The 25482-nt window shown below is 66.3% G+C and carries 23 protein-coding genes; 14 read left to right on the top strand and 9 right to left on the bottom strand.

Annotated features, from left to right (window positions below):
- Positions 1–16: 16 nt before the first annotated feature.
- The 6 genes from B9N72_RS00920 (at position 17) to B9N72_RS00895 (ending at position 7304) form a co-directional block, all read left to right on the top strand.
- Positions 17–2851 carry an EAL domain-containing protein gene (locus B9N72_RS00920; RefSeq protein ID WP_234985853.1) on the top strand — a complete coding sequence of 945 codons (2835 nt, stop codon included), beginning with the start codon at positions 17–19 and terminating at the stop codon, positions 2849–2851.
- Between the two features lie 97 nt (positions 2852–2948).
- Positions 2949–3605 (top strand): class I SAM-dependent methyltransferase, encoded by a 657-nt coding sequence (locus tag B9N72_RS00915; RefSeq protein ID WP_085274575.1) that lies wholly within the window; start codon positions 2949–2951, stop codon positions 3603–3605.
- A gap of 23 nt (positions 3606–3628) precedes the next feature.
- A complete protein-coding gene (bioH, locus tag B9N72_RS00910) occupies positions 3629–4393 on the top strand; it encodes a pimeloyl-ACP methyl ester esterase BioH (RefSeq protein WP_085274574.1) in 765 nt (254 codons plus the stop codon).
- A complete protein-coding gene (gene bioC / locus B9N72_RS00905) occupies positions 4390–5304 on the top strand; it encodes a malonyl-ACP O-methyltransferase BioC (RefSeq protein ID WP_085274573.1) in 915 nt (304 codons plus the stop codon). Before bioH ends, bioC begins: the two co-directional genes overlap by 4 nt.
- A gap of 301 nt (positions 5305–5605) precedes the next feature.
- Positions 5606–6517, top strand: coding sequence for a patatin-like phospholipase family protein (locus tag B9N72_RS00900; RefSeq protein WP_085274572.1), 912 nt, complete (start codon positions 5606–5608; stop codon positions 6515–6517).
- A gap of 130 nt (positions 6518–6647) precedes the next feature.
- Positions 6648–7304, top strand: coding sequence for a glutathione S-transferase family protein (locus B9N72_RS00895; RefSeq protein ID WP_085274571.1), 657 nt, complete (start codon positions 6648–6650; stop codon positions 7302–7304).
- A gap of 88 nt (positions 7305–7392) precedes the next feature.
- On the opposite strand, the gene dinB is transcribed toward B9N72_RS00895, so the two are convergent.
- The 4 genes from dinB to B9N72_RS00875 all read right to left on the bottom strand — a co-directional run bounded on the left by dinB (position 7393) and on the right by B9N72_RS00875 (position 12559).
- A complete protein-coding gene (gene dinB, locus B9N72_RS00890) occupies positions 7393–8472 on the bottom strand; it encodes a DNA polymerase IV (RefSeq protein ID WP_085274570.1) in 1080 nt (359 codons plus the stop codon).
- Positions 8473–8491: 19 nt separating this feature from the next.
- Complete coding sequence (locus tag B9N72_RS00885) at positions 8492–8797, bottom strand: Rdx family protein (RefSeq protein WP_085274702.1); 306 nt, start codon at positions 8795–8797, stop codon at positions 8492–8494.
- A 278-nt stretch (positions 8798–9075) separates the two neighbouring features.
- Entirely contained in the window at positions 9076–11838 is a 2763-nt protein-coding gene (locus tag B9N72_RS00880; RefSeq protein ID WP_085274569.1) for a bifunctional diguanylate cyclase/phosphodiesterase, read from the bottom strand.
- A 262-nt stretch (positions 11839–12100) separates the two neighbouring features.
- Positions 12101–12559, bottom strand: a complete 459-nt coding sequence (locus B9N72_RS00875) for a copper chaperone PCu(A)C (RefSeq protein WP_085274568.1) — start codon at positions 12557–12559, stop codon at positions 12101–12103.
- A gap of 153 nt (positions 12560–12712) precedes the next feature.
- On the opposite strand from B9N72_RS00875, the gene B9N72_RS00870 reads away from it, so the two are divergent.
- The 5 genes from B9N72_RS00870 (at position 12713) to B9N72_RS00850 (ending at position 16238) form a co-directional block, all read left to right on the top strand.
- On the top strand, positions 12713–13360 hold the full coding sequence (locus B9N72_RS00870) for a MarC family NAAT transporter (RefSeq protein WP_085274567.1): 648 nt from the start codon (positions 12713–12715) through the stop codon (positions 13358–13360).
- 130 nt (positions 13361–13490) lie between these two features.
- Positions 13491–14345, top strand: coding sequence for an AraC family transcriptional regulator (locus B9N72_RS00865; protein WP_085274566.1), 855 nt, complete (start codon positions 13491–13493; stop codon positions 14343–14345).
- A gap of 43 nt (positions 14346–14388) precedes the next feature.
- Entirely contained in the window at positions 14389–15090 is a 702-nt protein-coding gene (locus B9N72_RS00860; RefSeq protein ID WP_085274565.1) for an AzlC family ABC transporter permease, read from the top strand.
- Entirely contained in the window at positions 15087–15401 is a 315-nt protein-coding gene (locus B9N72_RS00855) for an AzlD domain-containing protein (protein WP_008954684.1), read from the top strand. Before B9N72_RS00860 ends, B9N72_RS00855 begins: the two co-directional genes overlap by 4 nt.
- Positions 15402–15692: 291 nt before the next feature.
- Positions 15693–16238 (top strand): hypothetical protein, encoded by a 546-nt coding sequence (locus tag B9N72_RS00850; RefSeq protein ID WP_085274564.1) that lies wholly within the window; start codon positions 15693–15695, stop codon positions 16236–16238.
- 8 nt (positions 16239–16246) lie between these two features.
- Here B9N72_RS00850 and rodA read toward each other — a convergent pair whose 3' ends face one another.
- From rodA to B9N72_RS00825, 5 genes are read right to left on the bottom strand one after another with little or no spacing between them, the layout of a single operon-like run.
- Complete coding sequence (rodA, locus tag B9N72_RS00845; protein ID WP_085274563.1) at positions 16247–17341, bottom strand: rod shape-determining protein RodA; 1095 nt, start codon at positions 17339–17341, stop codon at positions 16247–16249.
- Positions 17322–19319 (bottom strand): penicillin-binding protein 2, encoded by a 1998-nt coding sequence (mrdA, locus tag B9N72_RS00840; RefSeq protein WP_085274562.1) that lies wholly within the window; start codon positions 19317–19319, stop codon positions 17322–17324. Before mrdA ends, rodA begins: the two co-directional genes overlap by 20 nt.
- 14 nt (positions 19320–19333) lie before the next feature.
- Complete coding sequence (mreD, locus tag B9N72_RS00835) at positions 19334–19837, bottom strand: rod shape-determining protein MreD (protein WP_014085608.1); 504 nt, start codon at positions 19835–19837, stop codon at positions 19334–19336.
- 2 nt (positions 19838–19839) lie between these two features.
- Positions 19840–20727 (bottom strand): rod shape-determining protein MreC, encoded by an 888-nt coding sequence (gene mreC / locus B9N72_RS00830; RefSeq protein WP_085274561.1) that lies wholly within the window; start codon positions 20725–20727, stop codon positions 19840–19842.
- Positions 20728–20770: 43 nt separating this feature from the next.
- Positions 20771–21814: a rod shape-determining protein gene (locus tag B9N72_RS00825; protein ID WP_008954690.1), complete on the bottom strand. Its 1044-nt coding sequence runs from the start codon at positions 21812–21814 to the stop codon at positions 20771–20773.
- A 217-nt stretch (positions 21815–22031) separates the two neighbouring features.
- On the opposite strand from B9N72_RS00825, the gene gatC reads away from it, so the two are divergent.
- The 3 genes from gatC to gatB all read left to right on the top strand — a co-directional run bounded on the left by gatC (position 22032) and on the right by gatB (position 25370).
- A complete protein-coding gene (gene gatC, locus B9N72_RS00820; protein WP_085274560.1) occupies positions 22032–22319 on the top strand; it encodes an Asp-tRNA(Asn)/Glu-tRNA(Gln) amidotransferase subunit GatC in 288 nt (95 codons plus the stop codon).
- A gap of 105 nt (positions 22320–22424) precedes the next feature.
- The gene (gene gatA / locus B9N72_RS00815; RefSeq protein ID WP_085274559.1) at positions 22425–23876 is read left to right on the top strand and encodes an Asp-tRNA(Asn)/Glu-tRNA(Gln) amidotransferase subunit GatA; all 1452 of its coding nucleotides are present in this window, start codon (positions 22425–22427) and stop codon (positions 23874–23876) included.
- Positions 23877–23942: 66 nt separating this feature from the next.
- Positions 23943–25370, top strand: coding sequence for an Asp-tRNA(Asn)/Glu-tRNA(Gln) amidotransferase subunit GatB (gene gatB / locus B9N72_RS00810; RefSeq protein WP_085274558.1), 1428 nt, complete (start codon positions 23943–23945; stop codon positions 25368–25370).
- Positions 25371–25482 lie beyond the last annotated feature (112 nt).

The raw sequence follows: 25482 nt of genomic DNA, 5'->3' as shown, positions 1-25482 counted from the left end.
CTACTACGATAATGACATGAATAGCACGGTAGACTATCTCTATGCGCCGCAGGCCGCCGCCGAGGCGGCCCTGGCCCTGTTAGGTGTGCACCAGCGCCCGCTGCAGGTGGCCGTCTGGGCCAAGGTCGGCACGGTGTGGCAATGCCTGGCGTGGCGCGGTGCCGTCGACGGCTTGGTGTCCCCTGATGAGCTGCAGCGGGGACGGCTGCCCGGGCCCGATGGCGGGGCCGAGCCGCTGAAGAGCGGCAGCGAGCTGTTGGGCTGGCTGATCTGGCGCGGCCCGCGCCCGGACAACTGGTCTCCCGTGGCGCTGCTGCTCACCGGCCACTTGCTGGCCGCGCGCTTGCATTCGGATCAGGCCATCTCCCGCATCACCCACGAAACCATGCTCGAGATGAGCCGGCTGGCCAGCGAATGCGCCAGTCTGGAGGCTTTTCTGCCGGGCCTGCACCGTCTCCTCGGGCGCCTGCTGGATGCCCGCAACTTCTATATTGCGCTGTTGGACGAACAGGCCAACGCGCTCAGTTTTCCGCTTTATGCCGATCTGCGCGAGCCTGCCAGCGAGTGGCCGCAGCCGGAGCAGCGCTTCCCGATGGGCGGCCAGCCGCCGTCGCTCACCGCCTATCTGATGGCCGGTGGCAAGCCGCTGGTGCTGTCGCGGCGTATGCTGGAAACCCTGCAGCAGAACGGCGACATCCAGATTCACGGGCCGATACCGGAGAGCTGGATGGGGGTGCCGCTGAACAATATCGCCGGCCAGCCGATCGGCGCGGCGGCGCTGCAAAGCTACCAGGCCGGGCACAGCTACAGCCCGACCGAGCAGTCGCTGTTCCAGTTCGTCGCCCTGCATATCGGCCACGTGCTGGCGCGCGTGATGGTGCGCAACCAGCTGGAGCAGCAGGTGTGGTTGCGAACCTGCGAGCTGGAAGGGGCCAACACCCGGCTGCGCAACGAAGTCGCCGAACGCCAGCTGGCCGAGAAGCGTCAGGGTGTGCTGTTCCTGATCGCCGAACTCTCCAATACCAGCCTGTCGCTGGAGGCCTTCCTGGGCGGCGTGCACCGCCTGCTGGGAGAGTTGCTGCCGGCGCGTAATTGCCTGGTGGCGCTGTACGACAAAGATCACGACCTGATTTCCTTCCCCTACTACCAAGACGAGCGCTGCCCGTCGCACAAGGCGCGCAAGCCCGGCAAGGGCTACATCGAGCAGGTGCTGTACAGCGGCCAGGCGCTGCAGGTGAACTCCTCGCGCGCCAGCGGCGACGATGCCACGCTGCCGCGCAGCTGGCTGGGGGTGCCGCTCTACCACGGCCACGAGCTGCTCGGCGTGCTGGCGGTGCAGAGCTACGACGAGCAGGTGCAGTACGGTTTCCGCGAGCAGGAGCTGCTGGAGTTCGTCGCCAACAACATCGGTGCCGCGCTGGCGCGCATCCATGCCATGGAAGCGCTGCAGGCGGCCTACCTGGAGCTGGAGGAGAGGGTGCGCGAGCGCACCAGCGAGCTCGACGCCGCCAATGCCCAGCTCGAGTTCGACAGCCTGCACGACCCGCTCACCAAGCTGCCCAACCGCACCTACTTCGCGCGCGCGCTGCGCCGCAGCTGGGAGGCCTACGTCAACGGCAGCGGCGAGCGCTTCGCCGTGCTGTTCATCGACCTCGACCGCTTCAAGCTGGTCAACGATACGCTGGGCCACCTCGCCGGCGACCACCTGCTGTTCGAGGCCGGCGCGCGCATCCGCAGCTGCCTGCGCCACAGCGATTTCGTGGCGCGGCTGGGGGGCGACGAGTTCGCCGCGCTGCTGTTCGGCATCGAGGCGCCCGGCTGCGAGCAGACCGCGCGCATGATCGTGGGCGAGTTCGACCGTCCGGTGGTGCTGATGGGGCGGGAGGTGTTCACCACCGCCAGCGTCGGCGTGGTGATCGCCGACAAGTCCTACTATCAGCGCTCGGAAGACGTGTTGCGCGACGCCGACCACGCCATGTACCGCACCAAGCAGCAGGGGCGCCACGGCTACACCCTGTTCAACCACGAGCTGCGCCTCAACCAGGCCGACCAGCTGGCGCTTGAGTCGGAGCTGCGCCGCGCGCTGGAGGTGGACGACCAGCTCACGCCGTTCTTCCAGCCCTTCATCGACGCCAAGAGCGGCGCGTTGCAGGGCTTCGAGGCCCTGGTGCGCTGGCAGCACCCGACGCGCGGCCTGATCTCCCCGGCCATCTTCCTGCCCATGGCCGAGGAGAGCGGCCTGATCATGCGCGTGGACCGCTACATGATCGAGGCAGCAGCGCGCCAGCTGCGCCAGTGGATGGACGAAGGGAGACTGACCGACGGGGTGTCGCTGCACATCAACCTGTCTTCGGCCAACTTCCACGACCCGGAGTTGCTGAACTGGATGCAGGCGCTGATCCGGCGTTACGCGTTGCCGGCCGGCATGCTGCATCTGGAAGTGACGGAAAGCGCGCTGATCGACGTGCCGGACGTGGCGGCCGAGGTGATCCAGGGGCTGCACAACATGGGCGTGCGGCTGGCGCTGGACGATTTCGGCACCGGCTATTCGGCGTTGTCCTACCTGCACCGCTACCACTTCGATGTGCTCAAGATCGACCAGTCCTTCGTCGCCGACCTCGACCAGAAGCAGGAGTCGGCCGCCATCGTGCGCGCCATCCTGGCGTTGGCCGAAGCGCTCGACCTGGACGTGGTGGCCGAGGGGGTGGAAACCGGCATGCAGCTGCGCACACTGCGCGACATGGGCTGCAGCAAGCTGCAGGGGTTCTACTTCGCCACTCCGGCACCGGCCGCGCGCATCGACTGGGACCGCCTGGCCGGTTTCGCCAGCAGCTTCCGCCAGGTTGCCTGAGCCCGGATGATGATCCGCCGCGAGGGCTTTACCGTACGTCGATCCGAGGCGCAGATGGCCGTAGCAAGAGAGTGCGCCTCGGGATATCGAGCCAGCCATGAGCGGTGAGCCGGGGCGCTTCCCCAGGCCGGAGGGCGGCGCCGGGTTTGCCACCCGCTACAACCGCTGGCGCTACAACCTCTACGCCCCGGTCTACGACCGCGTTGTCGCCGCGTTCTTTGCGCCGCGCCGGCGCCGTGCCATTGCGCTGTTGGCGCCCCGCCCGGACGAACGCATCCTGCTGCTCGGGGCCGGCACCGGGCTTGACCTCGACTACCTCCTGGGCTGCCGCCGGCTGACCGCCATCGACGTCTCCGACGGCATGCTGGCGCGGCTGCACCGCCGGGCCGCCCGGCTTGGCCTCGAGGTGGAAGCGAGCGTGATGGACGGCCAGCGGCTGGCGTTTCCCGACGCCTGCTTCGACGCGGTGATCCTGCACCTGATCCTGGCGGTGATTCCCGACCCGGTGGCCTGCCTGCGCGAAGTCGAGCGCGTGCTCAAGCCCGGCGGGCGCGTCGTGGTGTTCGACAAGTTTCTGGCCGACCACCAGCGACCCGTCTGGTGGCGTGCGGCAGCCAATCAGCTCACCCGGATCATCGCCACCGATATCAACCGTCAGCTCGGCGTCATCGTCAGTCCGACCACTTTGCACATCGAGCATGACGAATCGGCCGGGATGGGTGGTTTCTTTCGCATCGTACTCTTGCGAAAATAGCGTTTTCCCTCATCTGAACTCGCATGAGTCTGTACATTGAATCGCTCGGACGCGGCCCGGACGTCGTCATGCTGCACGGCTGGGGCCTGCACGGCGGCGTGTTCAGCCGCGTCGCCGAGCGCCTGGCCGGGCGTTATTGCCTGCACCTGGTCGATCTTCCCGGGCACGGCGCCTCCGCCAGCCGTCATCCCTTCGACGCCGACGATATCGCCGACCTGTTGGCGGCGCAGTTCCCCTGGCCGGTGCACGTGGTCGGCTGGTCGCTCGGCGGCCTGCTGGCCCAGCACTGGGCGGCACGCCACCCCGAGCAGGTAAAGAGCCTGGCGCTGATCGCCACCAGTCCGCGCTTCGTCAAACAGGACGGCTGGCCGTACGCCCAGGACAAGAAAGCCATCGAGGGCGTCGGCACCAGCCTCGACAGCGCCTTCGAGCAGACCCTGGAGCGTTTTCTGGCGCTGCAGATGCTGGGCGCCCCCGGCGCCCGCGACACGCTCAAGGCGCTGCGCGAGGAGCTGTTCGCGCACGGCCGGCCGCAAGGCCTGCTGCCGGCGCTGGAACTGCTGCTGATGGCCGACGCGCGCGCGCTGGCGCCCGCCATCCACTGTCCGGTCGGGCTGTTCTTCGGCGCCAAGGATGCCATCACCCCGATCGGTGCCGGGCGCTGGCTGGCCGAGACGCTGGCCGATGCCACCCTTTACGAATTCCCGCAGGCCTCGCACGCCCCCTTCCTGTCGCACGAGGAAGAGTTTGTGACGAAGCTTGCCGCCCACCTGGACCAACACGCATGAGTGAAGCGTTTTATACCGACAAGTCCCGCGTGCGCGCCGCCTTCGAGCGCGCCGCGCCGAGTTACGACTCGGCCGCGGTGCTGCAGCGCGAGGTGTCGGATCGCATGGCGGCCCGCCTCGACTACATCAAGTTCAGTCCCAAGGTGATCCTCGACGCCGGCAGCGGCACCGGCTACGGTTCGGCCGAGCTGCGCCGCCGCTATCCCGAGGCGCGCGTCATCGAACTCGATCTGGCCGCCACCATGCTGCTGGCCTCGCGCGAGAAGCAACAGACGGGTGGCGGCCTGCTGGGCAAGCTGTTCAAGCGTGCCCAGCCTTGGCAGCTGTGTGCCGACGTCGAATGCCTGCCACTGGCCGACGCCAGCGTCGACATGATCTGGTCCAATCTGGCGATCCAGTGGGTCAACATTCCAGACGGCGTGTTCGCCGAATTCCAGCGCGTGCTCAAGCCGGAAGGCATGCTGATGTTCTCGACGCTGGGGCCGGACACGCTGTTTGAGCTGCGCCAGTCCTTCGCCGGTGTGGACGGCGCCACCCACGTCAACCAGTTCATCGACATGCACGACCTGGGCGACGCCCTGCTCAAGAGCGGCTTCGCCGAGCCGGTGATGGACATGGACAAGATCGTGCTGACCTACCCGCGCGTGCGCGACGTGATGCAGGACCTGAAGGCCATCGGCGCGCACAATGCCACGGCCGGGCGCGGGCGCGGCCTGATGGGCAAGCACAGCTGGCAGAAGGTCGAGGCGGCGTACGAACTGCGCCGCCAGGACGGCGCCTTGCCGGCCACCTACGAAGTGGTGTACGGCCATGCCTGGAAGGGTGAAACCAAGAAGAAGGCCAATCTGCTGCCGGATGGCCGCCAAGTGATCGAATTCATGAAACCCGGCGAGCGTCCGGGCGTCAAATAGGGCGGGCTCTGTGTCGGAAGGGTTGTTTCCGCCCCAGCGTGTCGACGTCCCCTTGCGAGCGTAGCGAGGCTCCCTTGCAGGGCAAGGGCGGACTGCGTGCCAATCTATCGCTGGGCCAATCGAAGATTGGCACGCAGAGATTGGCTCAGCGAGGGATTGGGAATAGATGATGGGCTGCGGAATCGACGACCGAGGTGGAAAGGCCCGGCTTTGCCGGGTCCTGTAAGAACGCATCAAAGCATGTTGTCAGCAGCCTGTCGGGCGGTCTTGCCGCCCGTTTGTTTTGAATATGAGGTAAAGGATGATTGCACGTCGAACCCTGCTCCGGCTCGTGCCACTGCTGGCGCTGGTCTCTCTGAGCGCCTGCTCCGTGGTGGGGCCGGCCAAGCCCGAGGTCGCCGTGCCGGCCAAGCCGCTGCCCAAGCCAAAAATCGCCCTGGCACTCGGCGGTGGTGCGGCCAAGGGTTTTGCCCATATCGGCGTGATCAAGGTGCTCGAGTCGCATGGCATCGTGCCCGACATCGTCACCGGCACCAGCGCCGGGAGCGTGGTGGGCAGCCTGTACGCCGCCGGTTACAACGGCCTGCAGCTGCAGAGCATGGCGATCAAGCTGGACGAGAGCAATCTGACCGATTTCACCTTGTCCACCAGCGGTTTCATCAAGGGTGACAAGCTGGCGGCCTTCGTCAACCAGGCCGTGGGCAACCGTCCGCTGGAAAAACTGGGCAAGCCGTTCGGCGCGGTGGCCACCGAGCTCGACAGTGGCCAGCGCGTGGTGTTCCGCCAGGGCAACACCGGCCAGGCGGTGCGCGCCTCGGCCAGCATCCCCAACGTGTTCCTGCCGGCCGTGATCGCCGGCAAGCGCTACGTCGACGGCGGCCTGGTCAGCCCGGTTCCGGTCAGTGCTGCACGCGAGATGGGGGCCGACTTCGTCATCGCGGTGGACATTTCCGCCCGGCCACGCGCCGGTTCGGCCACCGGTTTCCTGTCAATCTTCGACCAGAGCATCAACATCATGAACGTCACCGCGCTGGCGCAGGAGCTGAAGCAGGCCGACGTGGTGATCCGGCCACAGGTGCAAAACATGGGTTCGACCTCGTTCGAAGATCGCCACCAGGCCATCCTCGAGGGCGAAAAGGTCGCGCTGCAGGCGCTGCCGCTGATTCAGAAGCTGGTGCAGCAGAAGTCGGTGGCGATGGCGGCCGCCCGCTGAGGGCGGTGGGGTGGCGCACGCGGCTCGCCCGCCTGGGCAAATGGCTTCATAATGACTGCTGCATGGCCGCGGTCGCGGCCATGGGCATCACCGCTGTTTCCACTCGCCCGCCCGACGACAGGAGAATCCGATGATCACGCTCTACGGTGTCGCCCTCTCTCCGTATTACAACAAGGTCAAGATCGCCCTGATCGAAAAAGGGGTGAACTTTCGCGAGCAGCCCGCCGCGCCGGCGCAGACCCCCGAGGTGCTGGCGTTGAGCCCGATGGGCAAGATTCCCTACGTCGATATCAACGGCCACGCCCTGGCCGAATCCGGCGCCATCCTGGAGTGGCTGGAAGATGCCTACCCGACCGCCGCGCTGTTGCCGCCGACGCCCAATGGCCGGGCTCACGCCCGCGAACTGGCGCTGTTGCTGGAGCATTATGTGCTGACACCGGCCAAGCCGTTGTTCGACCATGTGCTGTTCGGCTCCGCGCTGGGCGAGGCCGAGCGCGAGCGTGCCGGTGGCGCCATCGAGTCCGGCATTGCTGCCGTGATGCGTCGCGCGCGGCTGACGCCGTGGCTCAGCGGGGCCGAGTTCAGTCATGCCGACATCAGCGCCGCCGCGCTGTTGCCGTCGGTGTCGCTGGCGTGTCGCCGTACGCTCCAGCGCGACCCGGTGCAGGCGGTGCCGGAGCTGGCGGCCTACCTGAAGGCGCTGGCGCAGCGCTCGAGCGTGGCACGCACCTGGCAGGAGCGCGACGTCGCCGTCGCCGCGTTCCAGGACGCACGGCAGGGCGGCTGAGCCGCCACAGCTCCTTACTTCCCGCTGCCGAGCCGTGCCCGGGCGATCCCGCCCGTTGACGGTTCGGCTTCGGCCAACCCTGGCCTGCTCAGCCGGCCTGCTCGTCGCCATGAAACAGCGCCAGCTGACGCGGTTCGGTGTCGTCCGCGGCGAGCCGCACGCCCACCCCCAGCAATCTGACCGGTTGCGCCCCGCGGGCGTGGCCGACCTGCAGCAGCGCCGCCAGCGTGTCGCTACTCAACTGCTGCCCGGCCTGCTCCACCGTGGTCTGACTGAAGTCGGCGAACTTGAGCTTGACGCTCAGGCCGCGGAACGCAGGCTGGCCCGCGCGCTCCAGCCGGTGCGCGAGGCGCTCCAGCAGTTCCGGCAATTTGGCCAGGCAGGCAGCGAGGTCGGGCAGGTCCACCGCGTAAGTTTCCTCCACGCTGATCGACTTGCGCAAACGCTCGACGCTGACCGGGCGGGGGTCGATGCCGCGTACCAGGGCGTGCAGGCGCTCGCCGAAGCGGCCGAAGTGACGCACCAGTTCCGCCAGTTCCCAGCCGCGCAAGTCTTCACAATGCCGCACCCCGAGAGCGTGCAGACGTGACGCGGTGACGGCACCGACGCCGGGAATCTTCTCCACCGGCAGGGCGCGGACGAAGGCGTCGACGTCCTCGGGCCGGATCACGAACTGGCCGTCCGGCTTGTTCCAGTCGCTGGCAACCTTGGCGAGGAACTTGTTGGGGGCGATGCCGGCCGAGGCGGTGATGCCGACCTCGTCGCGGATGCGCCGGCGGATCGCCTCCGCCATCAGCGAGGCGCTGCCCTGGCAGTGCGGCCGGCCGCTGACGTCGAGGTAGGCCTCGTCGAGCGACAGCGGTTCGATGAGCTCGGTGAAGTCCTGATAGATCGTCAGGATCTGCTGGCTCGCCGCCTTGTAGCGGGCGAAATCGGGCGGCACGATCAACAGCGACGGGCACAGGGTGAGGGCGCGCACCGAGGACATCGCCGAGCGTACGCCGTAGCGCCGCGCCAGGTAATTGCAGGTGGCGATCACGCCGCGGCTGTCGGGCTGCCCCCCCACCGCCAGCGGGATGTCGCGCCAGGCGGGCTGGTCGCGCATCTCCACGGCGGCGAAGAAGCAGTCGCAGTCGACGTGGATGATCTTGCGTTGCGGCAGGGCCATGCTGCGGCCAACCTCGCGGTCAGAGCGGCGGGGTCGGCACGGCGTCGCTGTGGCCGAGCGATTTGTCCGGGGCGACACGGTCGCGTACCCGCTGCTTCAGTTCCTTGATGTCGGGAAAGCCGCCGTCGGCCTTGCGGTCCCACAGTTGCTCGCCGTTGAGGGTGATGCGGAACACGCCGCCCGAGCCCGGCTGGAGCGCCACTTCGGCCAGTTCCTTCTCGAAGGTGGTCAGCAGTTCCTGAGCCATCCACGCGGCGCGCAGCAGCCAGCGGCAGCCGGTACAGTACTGGATGGCAAGGCGGGGGAGTCGATCCGGGGTAGTCATGGTGGGCGTATCGGGGTGATGGAATACGCCGTACAGCATAGCGGAAAGTGCTGTCTTCAAGGAGGGAAAGCCGCCGGTCCCGCGAGTCGCTTTATTGTATGACGGGCCCTTGGGGCCCGCTCCTCCATCTTAGACTTCTGTCGGGTGCAAACTTGACGCTGCGGTATATGTGGGGACCGGCGGTTTTGATTCCCTCGGCGAGTGTGCCCATTAATGGGGCATCGGTAAAGCGAAATGGCCTTTCGACATTTTTTGTTGCACTGCAATGTGTCACATAACTACAACGTTGTCGGCGTTTGCTGGCCGTTCGACGCCGCGACGGCGTTATGCGACAGGTAACGGCTCATGGCGTGCTGCTCCAGCGGCTTGCTCAGGTGGAAGCCTTGCGCGTAGTCGCAGCCGATCTCGGCGAGGAAGGCCAGTTGCCGTTCGTTCTCGATGCCTTCGCCGGTGATCATGGCGCCGAGCGAATGCCCCATCGCCACGATCATGCGCACGATGGCGGCATCCTGGTGGTTGTCCGGTACCTGATCGAGGAACTGCTTGTCGATCTTGATCTTTTCCGCGGGGAAGCGGCGCAGGTAGCTGAATGAGGCGTAGCCGGTGCCGAAGTCGTCGATCGCCAGGCTCACCCCCAGCGCCTTGAGGCGGCGGATATTGTCCTCGATGCTGCCCGACTGGCGCAGCGCCAAGGTCTCGGTGACTTCCAGCTCCAGGGCCGAGGGGGGGAGGTGGGCGGTGGCCAGGATGCCCGCGACCAGATCGGCGAAGTGCGGGTCTTCCAGTTGCAGCAGCGAGACGTTGACCGAGATGGTGAACTCGGGCTGTCCCCCCTGCCGCCACTTGGCGGTCTGCTGACAGGCTTCGCGCAGCGCCCACTCGCCGAGCGGTACGATCACGCCGCTGTCCTCGGCCAGCGGGATGAACTCGCCGGGGGAGATGAAGCCGTGCTCGGGGTGGTGCCAGCGCAGCAGTGCCTCGGCGCCGCGCGTGCGGCGGGTTTTCAGGTCGTGGTAGGGCTGGTAGCAGAGGAACAGCTGGTGCGTGCCGATGGCCTGGCGCAATTCGTTGATCAGCAGGTGGCGGCGGTGCCAGTCGGTGCTCATGTCTTCGTGGAAGCGCACCCAGCCGCCCTGGATCGAATTGCGCGAAATCTGCATCGCCAGCTCGGCGTGTTCCAGCAGGCGCAGCGGTTCTTTGCTGTCTTGCGGCGACAGCGCCAGTCCGGCGCTGACGCGCACGCCGATCAGCTGGGCGTTGACGTCGAGCGGCAGGTTGAGCGTTTCGTTGATGGCGGTGACGCGGCGGTTGATGTTGCTTTCGTCCTTGCCCAGCAGGATCAGGCAGAAGCGGTTTTCCGCCACCCGCGCCACCAGTTCGCCCGGTTCGGCCAGGCGCGCCAGGCGCTCGCACAGCAGCAGGATGACCTGGTCGCCGGTGTCGTGGCCGTACAGTTCGTTGAGGTTGGGCAGGGCGTCCAGCGCCAGGATCAGGCAGCCGAACACCGGGTTCTCGCTGCGATTCTGCGCCAGTTCGTCTAGCTGCATCAGCAGCCGGGCCCGGTTGGGCAGGCCGGTGAAGCGGTCGTAGTAGGCGTGGCGGTGCAGTTCGCCCTCGGCCTGCAGCCGTGCGCCCGATTCCATCATCAGCGCCACCACGTCGGCGCTGGAGCAGACGAAGTTGATCTCGTCGGGATGCCAGGCCTCGCGTTTGTTGCGGTCTTCCACGCAGATCACGCCGTAGTGGGTGCCGGCCAGCGTGACGGCTGCGTCCAGCATCGAGCAGATGGTGTGTTCCAGCAGGTAGTCCCGCATGCTGGCCAGGCGCGGGTCGCTCGTGGCGTTGCTGGCACTGAGGTAGCGCTCCCGGTGCAGCGCGGAGAAATAGTCGGGGTGGGCGGAGAAGTGCAGCAGGGCGCCGGCGAAGTGGTGATCGGCGTCGCGGTCGATGCCGATCAGACACTCCAGCTCCTGGAGATCGGGCTGGTAGCGCCAGACGCTGACGCGGGAGACGTCCAGGGTGGCGGCCAGTTTCTGGCACAGCAACTTCAGGTAGGCGTCGAGCGGGTCGCTCTTGTCTTCGCGTTCGGCAACCAGTTCGCGCAGCACTTGCCCCTGGCTGATCAGGCGTGCGGTGGTGCGCTGGTGGTGCAGCGTCAGCTGGCGCGATACCCGCAGCAGCAGCAGCGCGATGGCGACCAGCACCAGCAGCAGCAGGAGCGCGCGTGGCAGCAGTGCTGTTTGCAGATGGCTGCCGGGCAGCTCCTGCTGCCAGGTGAGGTAAGCCAGTGTCTGCCCTTCCGGACCTTGTACCGCGAGCGCCCCGGGGGGCTTGGCGGCGGCGGTGAAGTCAACCTGCAATTGCTCCAGGCGCAGGTCGCCTGCGATGTCTTCCAGCTGCGCAGGACCGATGTCTTTGGCAAACAGCAAGTAGCGTGCCGGGAGGGCGGCGTCCGGTTCCGTGGTTTCCGGCACGATGCGCTGCAGCGCCAGCATCAGCAGACGCGGTTCAGTCTGGTGGGTGAGCGGGTTGGGTACGGTGTCGCGGAAAAACGCGGTGGGGTAACCTTCGTTGCCGAGCGGCTCGAAGCGGGCGGCCATCTGCACCAGGTGCTGCCATTGCCGGGCGCTGAACGGCAGCGTCAGGTTCGGCGTTTCCTCGATGGCGCCGTTGCGCACGGCGTACAGCGGCTTGCCCTGGGCATCGGTGATGACGCTGAGCTGGATATCGAGGGTGCGGTAGATCGATCCGGTGAGATTGGTGCGTAGCCAGGCGATATTGAGAGAGGGGCCGCTGACCGCGTGGTACATGTCGTCCCAGGCGTTGTATTCGGTCAGGTTGTGGCCCAGCGTGTTGCGCTGTTTGAGCAGGTTGCGCTCGAGCAGTTTGCCGGTCAGCTGGAGATAGCCCCGATCGCTTTGCGCGATGGTGCTGTCCAGCAGGCGCCAGGTGCCGACCAGCCCCAGTACCATGAGCAGCGTCATGAGCAGGGTTGGGTTGCCTAGACCGTGTGCTAGTCGCATCAGTAGGCGTCGCAGCATGGATATCCACTCTTGATGTGTAAGCACATGTGAATAATAAGACGCTTTTATTTAACAGTAAAAGTCGTTTTTACCCGATTCGGCTTCATGGTCAGCGCAATGTCATTTTTTTGATACGTTGACTGTAGCAGGGCTACCTGGGAGGGGGGAGCGAAGGTGGTGGGCCGGGCCGCGGGCGATGGGGGGAGGAGAGGGCCATGTCGGGACACGGCGGGGGCGTCGGACGCCGTGCGGGCGTCACGACGCGGTGGGCGATGCCACTTCAGGGGGTGGGCATCATGCCTTCTTCGATCTTGACCTCGACCTCGATCGTGCCGGCGCGGGCGAAGCGCAGCGTCAGAGGGAAGCGTTCGCCAGCCTTGAGCGGCGCGGTGAGCCCCATCAGCATGATGTGCGTCCCGCCCGGTGTCAGCGCGATGCCGCGGCCGGGGGGCAGTTCGATCCCTTCGGGCAGCGCGCGCATGCGCATGACGCCGTGATCGTTGAGGTTCTGGTGCAATTCGGCACTGGCGGCGCGTGGGGTGCTGACCGCGAGCAGGCGGTCGGCGCTCTTGCCCTGGTTGTCGAGCTTCAGGTAGACCGCGCCGCTGCTCATCATGGCCGGCATGGCGCGGCTCCACGGGTGGCCGATATGCAGTGTGCCGAGCACGTAGTGGTGGGCCAGTGCCGGTAGGGCGAGCAGGCCGAGCAGGAGAGCGGTCAGGATGCGGGGGTGTTTCATGGCTGGTATGGGTGCGGTCTCGAAGAACGAACCGTAGCATAGCGTCGACCGGGCGTGGCTGCGACAGATTGTCGCAGTGGCGTGCCACGCCGCGCTGGCAAGCCGGCCGCAAGCGGGTAGAATGGCGACCCCCGATATTCCCGGCTGTTTTCCATGCTGAAAGACCTGTATCTGCAGTTTCTGTTTGGCGGCCTGATCAGTCTGATCACCATCACCAACCCGCTGTCGAAGATTCCGTTGTTCATCACGCTGACGCGCGACATGAGCGACGAGGGGCGGGCGCATCAGGCGCGGCGCGCCTGCCTGTTTGCCGCCGGCATCATGCTGGTGTCGCTGCTGGCCGGCAACCTGATCCTGGCGCTGTTCGGCATTTCCTACGGCGCCCTGCGTATTGCCGGCGGTCTGGTGGTGGCGGTGCTGGGTTACCGCATGCTGTTCCTGTCGCAGGACCCGGGCATGGCGCCCAAGACCTCGGACGGCAAGGAGGATTACGCTTTCTTCCCGCTGGCCATGCCCGGCATCAGCGGGCCGGGGACCATCGCCGTGGTGATCGGCATCGCCACCGAGATCGCCGAATTGCACGGCGTGCCGGCCAAGGCGCTGGCGATGGCGATGACGGTGCTGGCCATCTTCCTGACCTGCCTCGGCACTTGGCTGGTGTTGCGCTCCTCGACGCTGATCGCGGAGAAGCTGGGCCGTTCCGGGCGCGAGGTGATGACGCGGCTGATGGGCTTCTTGCTGATCTGCGTCGGCGTGCAGTTCATCGGCTCGGGGGTGCGCACCTTCCTCGCCGGTTCCTGAGGCGGCGCGCTGGGCATCACGACCGCCCCGTCCACCGGCGGGGTTTTTTGTCGCCGCGAGTCGCGGTTTCGGCCTGTCGCGTTGGCGCGCTTGCCGTCATAATCGACGTATCGTTCCCGACGCCCCCGCCATGAGTCATTCCGCCGCCGAGTATGCCCGTTTTTTCCGCGCCGACGACATCGCGCCGCTGGAGTGCCTGGACGCGCGCTACGTCGAGCATGTGTTTGCACCGCATTTCCACGAGGAATACGTGGTCAACACCCTGATCCAGGGCTCCCAGCGCTATCATTACCACGGTAGCGCGCATCAGGCCGGGCGCGGTCAACTGATCGTGATCAATCCGGGCGAGGTGCACACCGGCGAGGCGGGCGAGGAGAATGGCTGGGCCTATCGTGGTTTCTATCCGTCGGCGGCCTTCATGCGCCGGCTGGCGCAGGAAATCAGCGGCCGAGCCGATGCGGTGCCGTATTTCCGGGCCACCGTGCTGCACGACGCCGATCTGGCCGAGCGGCTCAATCAGCTGCATCTGCTGCTGAGCGCGAGCCAGGACCGGCTGCAGCGCGAGTCGGCGCTGTACACGGTGTTCTCGACGGTACTGAGGCGGCACATGAGCGTCGCCAGCCAGCCCTTGGCATCGCACCCGGTCGCGGTGGAGCGGGTACGGGCGCTGCTGGCCGACCGCCTGGCGGACAACCTGTCGCTGCAGCAGCTGGCGGACGCCGTCGAGCTGTCCCCCTATCATCTGAACCGTCTGTTCCGGCAGCACCTCGGCCTGCCGCCGGTGGCGTGGCGTAATCAGCTCAGGGTGGCGCGGGCGCGCACGCTGCTGGGGCGCGGCTGGCGGCCGTCCGATGCCGCCGCCGAGTTGGGCTTTGCCGACCAGGCGCATCTGACGCGGGCTTTCCGCCATGCGCTGGGCGTGACCCCGGCGGCCTACCAGCGTGCCGTCGGCGCAAGATCGTTCAAGACCGGCGACGACGCTTGAGCCAGACTGGGATCGTCACCCACTTCCCTCGCGATCCCATCCGATGAAACCTTTCGCTCTGGTTCTGGCCGGTGCCCGCGACAGCCTGCCGATGCTGGTCGGTGCCGCGCCGTTCGGCGTCATCTTCGGCACGCTGGCGGTCGGTGCCGGGCTGTCGGCCGGCGCCACGCTGGCAATGTCGGCCTTCGTCTTCGCCGGCTCCTCGCAGTTCGTCGCGGTCAGCCTGATCGGCGCCGGCGCGGCGCTGCCGGTGATCTGGCTCACCACCTTCGTCGTCAACCTGCGCCACGCACTGTACAGCGCCACGCTGCTGCCCTACGCGCGCGACTGGAACGCGCGCTGGCGCTGGCCGCTGGCGTTCTGGCTCACCGACGAGACCTTCGCCGTGGTGGAGCATCGCTTCCGTTCGCAGGGGGCGGCTGGCGGGCAGTGGTACCAGCTCGGCTCCTCGCTGGCGATGTACCTCAACTGGTTCCTGTGGAGCGTGGTGGGGGTGTGGCTCGGCAAGGCGGTGCCGGGTCTGGCCGGCTGGGGACTGGACTTCGCCATGGTGGCGACCTTTACCGCCATCGTCGCGCCGCAGCTGAAAAAGCGTCCGGCGCTGGCGGCGGCGGCGGCGGCCGGCGCGGTGGCGCTGCTGGCGCGCGGCCTGCCCTACAAGCTCGACCTGATGCTGGCGGCGCTGGTCGGCGTGCTGGCTGGGGTGGCGTGTGAAAAGTTGGCCGAAAGGAGGGTGGCGGCATGACGATCTGGCTGACGATTGCCGGCATGGCGTTGCTGACGGTGCTGATCCGCGCCAGTTTCCTGGTGTTCGGCCAACGTTTGAGCTTTCCGGCCTGGCTCAACCGCGCGCTGCACTATGTGCCGGCGGCGGTGTTGACCGCACTGGTGGTGCCGATGGCGCTGGCGCCGCAGGGCACGCTCGACCTGTCGCCGGCCAATCCCTACCTGGTCGGCACGCTGGTGGCCGGCGCGGTGGCCTTGCTGACCCGACGCACGCTGCTCGCCATCGTGGTTAGCTTCGCGCTGTACGGCGCGCTGCGCTGGCTGGGCTGAGGGCTCGCCGCTCGCTGCCGTACGCGGCCTCCCCGTCGGGGAGGCCGCTTTGCTTTGCCTCCCGCGCCGGGAGATGCACTTCATTCGATTCCGTGATGAGCAATGGAAAAATTCTAACTTGATGGAATATCACCGGCGCGGCTACCCTGTTCGATCGTCCCGTCGCGAACCGGCGGGGGCATGGAGAGGAGGCGAGCAAGGCGGGGTGGGCCGTGAGCGGGACGCCGAGCTGGCCGGGCCGCGCGGGATGGACTGGTCCAACCTCTCTACGGGGCAACGAGGAAGATGGGCATGAGCAAACTACTGACTTTTTTCACCGAGCGGGTGCACAGCCTGTATTTCAGCGGCTTCCCGATTCATCTCACCGAACAGGGCGAGTTTTTTGGCACCTTCATCAAGCACCGCCTGGAAAGCCGCTTCCAGCCGCAGGAGGATGGCAGCGCCGTGGCCCTGACGCAGTGCCTGAGCCCGGCCGGACAGCCGGTTGGGATCGAGCGCTTGCTGGGCCTGTGCCAGGCCAGTCAGTCGCCGTTGGTGCTGGACCGTTTCGTGCGCGCCATCCACCTGCTCAATTACCTGCGCCTGGACTGCCCATGGCACACGCTGTACCTGCCGGTGTCGCTGACCCTGGTGGCCGGGGTGGAAGCCGAGCACGGCAAGGTGTTCCGTGACATCCTCAACCGGCTGGGGCTGGAACAGCGCTTCGGCATCCTGCTGCCGGAGGCGCTGCGCCAGCAGCCGGAGCGGTTGGCGGCCATCGGCGGCAACTATCGCCGTCACGGCTTCGTCACGGCGCTGGCCGGCGCGGATGGCCGGGTGAGCGTACTGGAGGGCTGAGGTCGGCTTCAGCGCCGCGTGTTGCCGATGCTCATCAGCATACCGAGCCCCAGCATCAGCGTCAGGGTGGCGGTGCCGCCGTAGGAAACCAGCGGCAGCGGCACGCCGACCACCGGCAGGATGCCGGCCACCATGCCCATGTTGACGAAGGCGTAGACGAAGAACGACATGGTGATGGTGCCGCCCATCAGGCGCCCGTACAGGGTCTGGGCGCGCGCCGTGATCATCAGCCCGCGGCTGACGATCAGCAGGTAAAGCACCACCAGGATGACGTTGCCGATCAGGCCGAACTCCTCCGAGTACACCGCGAAGATGAAGTCGGTGGTGCGCTCCGGGATGTAGTCGAGGTGGGTCTGGGTACCGTTGAGCCAGCCCTTGCCGAACGGCCCGCCCGAGCCGATGGCGATCATCGACTGGATGATGTGGTAGCCGGCGCCGAGCGGGTCTTCCATCGGGTCGATCAGCGTCAGCACGCGTTTGCGCTGGTAGTCGTGCATCAGGTTCCATACCACCGGCAGGCTGGCGGCAAACGCCACCGCGCCGCCGATCAGCACCTTCCACGACAATCCGGCGAAATACAGCACGAAGAAGCCGGCCGCCATGATCAGCGTGGCGGTGCCGAGGTCGGGCTGCTTGAGCACCAGTCCGCCGGGAATCACGATCAGCGCCATGGCGACCAGGTAATGCCACCAGCGCAGGCTCAGCTCGAAGCGCTGGAAGAACCACGCCACCATCATCGGCAGCGCGATCTTCATGATTTCGGAGGGCTGGATGCGGGTGATGCCGAGTTCCAGCCAGCGCGTCGAGCCGTTCACCGTCACCCCCTTGAAATGCACCGCCAGCAGCAACAGCACCCCGAGCGCGTAGAGCGGCGGCGCGAAGTTCATGATCGACTGTGGACGCATGCGCGCCGCGCCCCACATCACCACCAGGCCCAGCACGGTGTAGACCAGCTTGTTGTCGATCTTGTCGAAGCTCTGGTTCGAGGCCGAGTACAGCACCAGCATGCTGAGCACGAACACCAGGCCGAGGAACAACATCAGCCAGCCGTCCAGCGGTTCGCGCACGAACTGCCAGAGGCGTTTAAGGAGCGGGGTTTGCATCGTGGCCCTCCTGCTCTTCGGCGGCACGCTCGGCCTGGGCCCGGGCGATCTCCGCCGCGCTGCGGGTTTCCGTCTTCACCGTCTGCAGCTGGCCGGAGAGGTCGGCCGGCACCTTGCCGGTGAGGTAAAAATCGGTCAGGGCGCGCGCGATCGGGGCTGCCGCCGCCGCGCCGAAACCGGCGTTCTCGACGATCACCGCCAGGGCGATCTTGGGCGCCTCGACCGGGGCGAAGGCGACGAACCAGGAGTGGTCTCGGTAGCGCTCGGCCAGGGCGCCGGCATTGTACTTGGCACCCTGCTTGATCTGCACCACCTGCGCCGTACCGGTCTTGCCGGCCATGGTGTAGGGCAGGTTGACGCCGATACGCGCCGCGGTGCCGCCCGGCTGCAGCACGGCCTGCATGCCGCGCTTCACGTACTCGAAATGGGCCGGCTTGAACGCCAGGCGCCGCACCGGGCTGGTATTGATCGGGGTCGCCTTGCCATGCCGATCGTCCACTACCTGCTGCACCAGATGCGGGTTGAACATCGCGCCGTCGTTGGCCAGGGTGGCGACGCCGTTGGCCATCTGCAGCGGGGTGTAGGCGTTGAAGCCCTGGCCGATGCCGATGCTGACCACGTCGGCGGGGTACCAGCGCCCCACCTCCGGGCGGTACTTGGCGAAGCGCTTGGCCTTCCATTCCTTGGAGGGCAGCACCCCGGCGGCCTCGCCGTCGAGGTCGATGCCGGTCTTGCTGCCTAGCCCGAACTGCGACACCACCGGATGGATGCGGTCGATCCCCATGTCCCACGCCAGCTTGTAGAAGAAGGTATCGCTCGACACCTGGATCGCCTTGGCCAGGTTGACCATGCCGTTGCCGGAAGGTTTGGAGTCGCGGAACTGGTGGCTGCTGCCGGGCAGGGTGAAGTAACCCGGCGCCGGGCGGATGTCGTTGGGGCCGATGGCGCCGGTCTCCAGCGCCGCCATCGCCATGAACGGCTTGAAGGTGGAGCCGGGCGGGTACAGGCCGCGTAACGCACGGTTGACCAGCGGCTTTTCCCAGTTTTCGTTCAGCTCCTTCCAGGTCTGGCTGTCGATGCCGTCGATGAACAGCGAAGGATCGAAGCCGGGCTTGGACAGGAAGGCCAGCACGCCGCCGTCGCGCGGGTCGATTGCCACCAGCGCGCCGCGGCGCTTGCCGAACAGCTTGTCGGCGAGCTCCTGCAGGCGGATGTCGAGCGCTAGGTGCAGGCTCTGGCCGTTGATCGGCGGGGTGCGGCGCAGGGTGCGGATGGCGCGCCCGCCGGCGTCGGTTTCCATTTCCTCGAAGCCGACGGTGCCGTGCAGCTGGGTCTCGTAGGTGTATTCCAGCCCGGTCTTGCCGATATAGGTGGTGCCGCGGTAGTTGGTGGTCTGGTCGTCCTCTTCCAGCCGTTCCACGTCGTGGGTGTTGATGCGCCCGATATAGCCCAGCACGTGGCTGGTCAGTTCCTTGAACGGGTAGTCGCGGAACAGCCGCGCCTTGACCTCCACCCCAGGGAAGCGCCAGGCGTGCGCCGCCATGCGGGCGGCTTCCTCCTCGCTCAACTTGGCCTTGAGCGGGATGGCCTCGAAGTTGCGCGATTCCGTGCGCAGCTTCTTGAACAGCTTGAGGTCGCGCGGGGTGACGTTGACCAGCTTGGAGAGCTCGGCCACGGTGGCGTCGAGGTCGGGCATCTTGCTCGGGGTGAGCTCCAGCGTGTAGGCCGAGTAGTTCTGCGCTAGGATCACGCCGTTGCGGTCGACGATGAGGCCGCGGTTGGGCAGGATCGGCACCAGCGAGATGCGGTTGTTCTGGGCCAGCGTGGAGAAATGCTCGTGCTGCATCACCTGCAGCCAGACGAAGCGGCTGACCAGGAGCAGGAACAGCAGCACCATGATGGCGTAGGCCACCACCAGGCGCAGCTGGAACTGGCCTTCTTCCGCCTGGGTGTTCTTGAAACGGGTGGGACGGGACATGCCGGGCGCTACCACTAGACCGAATGCTGCCGGTACGGCAGCAACAGCAGCTTGGTCAGCAGCGGCCACAGCAGCGCGCCGACCAGCGGCGGCAGGAAATAGCTCCAGCCGACGAAGGCGGCGCCGGTGATCATGCGCGCCACCACCATGATGGTCTGGTTGGCCAGCATCAGGGCGAGCACGGCCAGCGCCTGCTGGCCGAGGTTGAACATCACCAGCTGGCGCTGCTGGCGCAAGGCCAGGTAGCTGGTGATGGAGTAGGCCAGCGCATGTTGGCCGAACAACCCGGCGGTGGCGGCATCCGCCACCAGCCCCAGCAGGAAGGCGCTGCCGATGTTGACGCGGCGCGGCTGGTTGATCACCCAGTACAGCAGCAACAGCCCGATCAGGTCGGGCAGCCAGCGCGTTGAACCCGCCGGCAGCGGGATCAGCTCGACCAGCACGGCGATGACGAAGGTCAGGAAGATGAAGCGGCGCTTGACCGGCTTCAGCAGTTCTTTGGGGCGCTCAAACGGCATGGTTACTCCGTGCGGCGGGGCGGGGCGGCGTCAGGTGGCGGCGGTGGCGCGGCCGGCACGTGCTGCTTCGGGTTCAGCACCAGCACGAAACGACTCTCCTGCACCCCGCCCACCACGCTGGTGGACAGCCGGGCGAAGGCGGCGCCGGTGTTGCGCTCGATCTTGCCGATGCGCGCTACCGGCAGTCCGGCCGGGTACAGGTCGTCGATGCCGGAGGTCACCAGCAAGTCCTTCTCCTGCACGTCGGCGTGGTTCGGCAGGTAACGCACTTCGACACCGCCGCCGTAGCCGTACAGGATGGCGCGCGCGCCGGTACGCTCGATCATCACCGGCACCATGTGGTTCTTGTCGATGATCAGCGTCACCTCGGCGGTCAGCGGCTGCACCCGCGTCACCTGGCCGATCAGCCCCTGGCTGTCGATCACCGGTTGGCCCGGACTGATCTGGGCGTCCGCGCCCTTGTCGATGATCAGCTTGTAGGAAAACGGGTCGCGCCCGGTGTAGAGCACCTCGGCCAGCTGGCCGCCCTCGGCGCGCGACGACTTGAGCTCATTGAGCTGGCGCAGTTCGCGGTATTCGCGCTCCACGGTGGCCAGGCGCGCGAGCTGCGCCGACATCTGCAGGCGCTGGCTCTTCAGCGTGTCGTTCTCGGTCTTCAGCTCCGCCTGCGCGGTGAAGAAGTCGATGACGTGGCGCGCGCCGGCAAACGGCACGTTGACCGCGCGCTGTACCGGGTACAGCGCCACCGAGAGCGCTTCGCGCACGTGCTCCATCAGGCCGTAGCGGCTGTCGCCGATCAACAGCGCGATCGACAGCAGCACGCACAAGGCGAGACGCACCGCCGGGTGCGGGCCCTGGCGGATGAAGCTGGGATTGTTGGCAAAGTCCATCTGGCAGGACGTCCGGCCGGTTCAGGCCGGACGCGAATCCGGTTCAGGGTACGTTGGTGAAGATGGTGCCGATCTTGTCCATCTTTTCCAGCGCCTTGCCCGAGCCGCGCACCACGCAGGTCAGCGGCTCTTCGGCGACGATCACCGGCAGACCGGTTTCCTCGGCCAGCAGGCGGTCGATGTCCTTCAAGAGCGCGCCGCCACCGGTCAGCACCATGCCCTTGTCGGCGATGTCGGCGCCCAGTTCTGGCGGGGTCTGCTCCAGTGCGATCTTCACCGCGGAGACGATCTGGTTCAGCGGTTCGGTCAGTGCTTCGAGGATCTCGTTGGACGATACGGTGAAGGCGCGCGGAATGCCCTCGGCCAGGTTGCGGCCCTTGACTTCCATTTCCTTCACTTCGGCGCCCGGGAAGGCCGAGCCGATGGTCTTCTTGATCTCTTCGGCGGTGGTCTCGCCGATCAGCATGCCGTAGTTGCGGCGGATGTAGTTGATGATGGCTTCGTCGAACTTGTCGCCGCCGACGCGCACCGAGTTGGAGTACACCACGCCGCCCAGCGAGATCACGCCGACCTCGGTGGTGCCGCCGCCGATGTCCACCACCATCGAACCGGTCGGCTCTTCCACCGGCAGGCCGGCGCCGATCGCGGCGGCCATCGGCTCTTCGATCAGCTCGACGCGGCGCGCGCCGGCGGCCAGCGCCGAGTCCTTGATGGCGCGGCGCTCGACCTGGGTCGAACCACACGGCACGCAGATCACGATGCGCGGGCTGGCGGAGAAGAAGCGGCTCGGCGTCACCTTCTTGATGAACTGCTTGAGCATCTGCTCGGTGACGGTGAAGTCGGCGATCACGCCGTCCTTCATCGGGCGGATCGCCTGGATCGAGCCCGGGGTACGGCCGAGCATGCGCTTGGCTTCCAGGCCGACGGCCAGGATCGATTTCTTGTTGGTCGGGAAGTCGCTGTGAATCGCCACCACCGACGGTTCATCCAGCACGATGCCCTTGCTGCGCATGTAGATCAGGGTGTTGGCGGTGCCGAGGTCGATGGCGAGGTCGTTCGAGAAGTATCCGGTGAGGGAACGAAACATGGGGTGGTCCTGGTTCAGTGTTCGTGTTGTCGGGACGAGCCCGCAATGGCGCTAATGGTCGTGGTCTAGCGGCTTCTCCTCGTCGCGGGAAGGACGGCATGAACCGTCAAAATGACCCCCGGCTAAACGGTGTGGCGAAGCGTCGAATCTTGGGTGAATCAAACAGTCTATGATACCCTATCAGCCTTGAATTATTAAAGGTTTTAACGAGGACACCATGTCGCTGACGCATCAGGATGTCGCGCGGATCGCCAAGCTGGCCCGCATCGCCGTAACCGACGAAGAAATCGTCGCGGTGGGCGCCCAACTCAACAATATTTTCAGCCTGATCGAACAGATGCAGGCCGTCGATACCGATGGCATCGAGCCGATGGCCCATCCGCAGGACGTGAGTCTGCGCCTGCGCGATGACGTGGTGACCGAATCGGACCGCCGCGCCGCCTTCCAGGCCATCGCCCCGCAGGTCGAGAACGGCCTGTTCCTCGTTCCCAAAGTCATCGAATAGTTCCAAGGCGAATTTTGGAATAACCAGAGATTGATTCCGGCACGGTTGGTTCCCGGCGCGCGCGTTTCGGCCAACCTTCCGAGCTTATCGAGATTTTACGACACCATGATTAACGCCACCCTCAAGGCGCTGTCGCAGCAACTGGCGGCAAAAGCCGTGTCCAGCGAGGAACTCGCCGGGCTTTACCTCGACCGCATCGCGGCGCTCAACCCGACGCTCAACGCCTTCATCAGCGTCGACCGCGACAAGACCCTGGCCGAAGCGCGTGCCGCCGACGCCCTGCGTGCAGCCGGCCAGGCGGGCCTGCTTGCCGGTGTGCCGATCGCGCACAAGGACATCTTCTGCCAGCAGGGCTGGAAGACCAGCTGCGGCTCGAAGATGCTCGACAACTTCATTTCGCCCTACGACGCCCATGTTGTCGAGCAGTGCCGCGCCGCTGGCCTGGTGACGCTCGGCCGCACCAATATGGACGAATTCGCCATGGGCTCGTCCAACGAGAACAGTTTCTATGGCCCGGTGAAGAACCCGTGGGACCTGGCGGCGATTCCCGGCGGCTCGTCCGGCGGCTCCGCCGCGGTGGTGGCGGCGCGTCTCGCCCCGGTCGCCACCGGCACCGATACCGGCGGCTCGATCCGTCAGCCGGCCTCGCACTGCGGCGTGACCGGCATCAAGCCGACCTACGGCGTGGTGTCGCGCTACGGCATGGTGGCTTACGCCTCCTCGCTCGACCAGGGTGGTCCGCTGGCGCAGACCGCCGAGGACTGCGCGCTGCTGCTCAACGTCATGGCCGGTTTCGACCAGCGCGATTCGACCAGCCTCGAGCGCGCCAAGGAAGACTATAGCCGTGACCTGAACGCGCCGCTGAACGGCCTGAAGATCGGCCTGCCGCGCGAATATTTCGCCGAGGGTCTGTCCGCCGACGTCGCCGGCGTGGTGGATGGCGCCATCGCCGAACTGAAGAAGCTGGGCGCCGAGGTGGTCGAGATCAGCCTGCCCAACACCCAGCTCTCCATCCCGGCCTACTATGTGATCGCTCCGGCCGAGGCCTCCACCAACCTCAGCCGCTACGATGGCGTGCGCTACGGCCACCGCGCTGCCGAGTACAAGGACCTGGTCGACATGTATGAGAAGACCCGCGCCGAGGGCTTCGGTGCCGAGGTCAAGCGCCGCATCATGGTTGGCACCTACGTGCTGTCGCACGGCTACTACGACGCCTACTATCTCAAGGCGCAGAAGATCCGCCGCCTCATCGCCAACGACTTCAAGGCTGCATTCGAACAGTGCGATGTGATCCTCGGGCCGGTGGCGCCCTCCGCGGCGTTCAACCTGGGCGAGAAGTCGGGCGACCCGGTGCAGATGTACCTGTCGGACATCTACACGCTGTCGGTCAACCTGGCCGGCCTGCCCGGCATGAGCGTGCCGGCCGGCTTCGCCGCCAACGGCCGCCCGGTGGGTCTGCAGATCATCGGCAACTACTTCGGCGAAGCCAAGATGCTGAACGTGGCGCACCAGTTCCAGCAGGCGACCGACTGGCACACCAAGGCGCCCGCTCTGTAATCGCGACTAAATGCAAAAGGCTGGCCCTGCGCGGCCGGCCTTGAACCGAAAAGGGATTTTCCAACCATGAAATGGGAAGTCGTCATCGGTATTGAGGTGCACGTGCAGCTCAACACCGCATCGAAAATTTTCTCCGGCGCCTCCACCGCCTTCGGCGCTGCGCCCAACACCCAGGCCTCGGCGGTCGAACTGGCCTTCCCCGGCGTGCTGCCGGTGCTGAACCGTGCGGTAGTGGACAAGGCGATTCGCCTGGGCCTCGCGCTGGACGCCAAGATCAACCAGAAGAACGTGTTCGCCCGCAAGAACTACTTCTATCCGGATTTGCCGAAGGGCTACCAGATCAGCCAGATGGAGCTGCCGATCGTCGAGCACGGCAAGATCAAGATACTGGTCGGCGACCAGGAAAAAGTCATCGGCGTGACCCGCGCCCACATGGAAGAGGATGCCGGCAAGAGCCTGCACGAGGACTTCCATGGCTTGTCCGGAATCGACCTTAACCGCGCCGGCACGCCGCTCTTGGAAGTGGTGTCCGAGCCGGATATGCGTTCGGTGGATGAGGCGCTGGCCTACGTCAAGGTACTGTACGCGCTGGTGACCTGGTTGGGCATCTGCGACGGCAATATGCAGGAAGGCAGCTTCCGCATGGACGTCAACGTGTCGGTGCGCCCGGAAGGCCAGAAGGAATTCGGCACCCGCCGCGAGATCAAGAACCTCAACTCCTTCCGCTTCCTGGAGCAGGCCGCCAAGTACGAAATCCAGTGGCAGATCGACACTCTGGAAGACGGCGGCAAGGTACAGCAGGCCACCGTGCTGTTCGATCCGGACAGCGGCGAGACGCGCATGATGCGCAGCAAGGAAGATGCGCACGATTACCGTTACTTCCCGGACCCGGATTTGCTGCCGGTACGCATCTCCGACGAGCAGATCGCGCGCATCCGTGCCGACTTGCCGGAACTGCCGGGCGCGATGCAGGCCCGCTTCGTGGAAAGCTACGGGGTGTCCGCCTATGACGCGGCACTGCTGACTTCCAGCCTAAAGCAGGCGGAGTACTTTGAAGCCGCGGCCAAGGCCTCTGGCCAGGGCAAGCTGGCCGCCAACTGGGTCAACGGCGAGATTGCCGCGCGCCTGAATCGCGACGGCAAGGAGATCGGCGACTGCCCGATCGACGCCGCGCGCCTGTCCGGGCTGATCGTGCGCATCGCCGACGGTACGCTGTCGTCCAAGCTCGCCAAGCAGGTGTTCGAGGCGATGTGGGACAGCGAACTGTCCGCCGACGCCATCATCGAGCGCGACGGCCTGAAGCAGGTGTCCGACGTCGGCGCCATCGAGAAGATGGTCGACGAGGCCATCGCCGCCAACCCCAAGGCGGTGGAAGAGTTCCGCGCCGGCAAGGAAAAGGCGCTCAATGCGCTGGCGGGCCAGGTGATGAAGGCCTCCAAGGGCAAGGCCAACCCGGCCCAGGTACAGGAAATCCTCAAGCAGAAACTGGCCTGACGGCCGGTGCGGCAGAGGCCGGGCCCAGACCCGGCGACAGGCGGCATGCCACGGCATGTCGCCTGTATTTTTTTGGCCGTTCTCCGCTGTTGTATTCCCCCTTTTCACAGCC

This window comes from Pseudogulbenkiania subflava DSM 22618 (assembly GCF_900177275.1).
GTDB lineage: Bacteria > Pseudomonadota > Gammaproteobacteria > Burkholderiales > Chromobacteriaceae > Pseudogulbenkiania > Pseudogulbenkiania subflava.
This window is presented reverse-complemented; position numbering and strand designations above follow the sequence as displayed.